General features: G+C 73.9%; 1 protein-coding gene and 1 pseudogene. Both read left to right on the forward strand.

Features of this window, described 5'->3' with window-relative positions:
• Positions 1-518: pseudogene (locus ABZV34_RS39370) on the forward strand (AAA family ATPase); the annotation flags it as partial.
• The coding region (locus tag ABZV34_RS39375) for a hypothetical protein (RefSeq protein ID WP_356288075.1) at positions 515-1,485 on the forward strand (971 nt) is incomplete at its 3' end. The pseudogene ABZV34_RS39370 and the gene ABZV34_RS39375, both read left to right, overlap by 4 nt.

Below are 1,485 nucleotides of genomic sequence, written 5' to 3' on the forward strand. Positions count from 1 at the left end.
CCAGCGACGAAACGCGCAGAGGTGGCCCCTGGCCGTCACCCCGGAGCTGGGAGATGACACTGTGTCTGATCGCCTTCGCGACCGCGGCCGGCTCCTCTCGCGAAGTGCTTTCCCTGCTGGTCAGGGCCACCGTGGGGGACGGTCCGGGGCTGGAGTTGCTGGCCGGTCTCGACCGGATGGATCTCCCGGACCCCGAGGTGCTGCTCGCCGACCCGGAGAGTGCCGCGCTGCCGGAACGGGGGGATCTGCGACAGGCCGTGCTCGACGGTGTGGTGGAGGCGGTCCGCAAGCGACCGGAGAGGTCCCGCTGGGAAGCCGCGTGGGCGCTCCTCGTCCGGGCGGTGGAGACGGGAGCGCCGGACCTGGTGGTCGTGCCCGCGAACACACTCGCCTCGCTGCGCCAGGAGGACTGGGACGTCCCCGCGTCGATCGAGAAGCTCGCCGGAGCGGTCTCCCTGTCCCGGCGGGCCGACCGCGCGGCGGCCCGGACCGCTGTCGCCGCGTCGGCCGGCCGATGAACACGGCCGCGCCGGGCACGCCCGGTACACCAGGAACGGCTGACGTACATGGGGCCCCGGACGCACCCGAGGCTCCGGACGCGCCCGACACATCCGGGGCGCTGGACCGGGACAAGCTCTTCGCCGCCCGGCTGCATGCCGCCCGGGTCCGGCCCTACCTGGCGACCGCGCTCTTCGCGCTGCACCCCGTGGAGTCGCGGCGGGTGCCGACGATGGCCGTCGACCGGTACTGGCGGTGCTATGTGTCCCCGCCGTTCGTGGACCGGATGTCGGTGGAGGAACTGGCCGGAGTGTGGGTGCACGAGGTGTCACACCTGCTGCGCGACCATCACGGGCGCAGTGACCGGGTCGCGCGGGAGCGTGGGCTGACCGGTCCCGGTGAACGGCTGCGGATGAACATCGCGGCGGACTGCGAGATCAACGACGACGTGTTCGGCGAGGGGCTCCTCCGGCCCGAAGGCGCGGTCACGCCGGGGACCTTGGCGTTGCCCGAGGGTGAGCTCATGGAGGACTACCTGCGCGGGTTCCGGCTCGGGCCGCGCACGCAGAGCCTGGTCTGGCTGGACTGCGGCAGTGGCGCCGACGGACTGGACAGGGAATGGGAGTGGGGCCCCGACGGGGCGTACGGCCTCAGCGACCAGGAACGGGACGCCGTGCGCTTCCGCGTGGCGCGGGGCATCACCGCTCGCCCGGGGAACACCCCCAAGGGGTGGCGGCGATGGGCGGAGGAGGCGTTCCAGCCGCCGCAGCCGGGGCGGGACCTGCTGGGAGCGGCCGTCCGTTCGGCGGCCTCCGGCTCCGGCGCGGGCGAGGACTACACGTACGGCCGGCCGTCACGGCGCTCGGCGGGGGTACCCGGGGCCGTCCTGCCGAGCCTGAGGCGCAGACCCCCTCGGGTCTCCGTGGTCATCGACACCTCCGGGTCGGTCAGTGACGCCGAACAGGGCAGCGCGCTGCGCGAGGTCGC

Source organism: Streptomyces sp. NPDC005195, assembly GCF_040608315.1.
In the GTDB taxonomy this organism is placed as follows: domain Bacteria; phylum Actinomycetota; class Actinomycetes; order Streptomycetales; family Streptomycetaceae; genus Streptomyces; species Streptomyces kaempferi.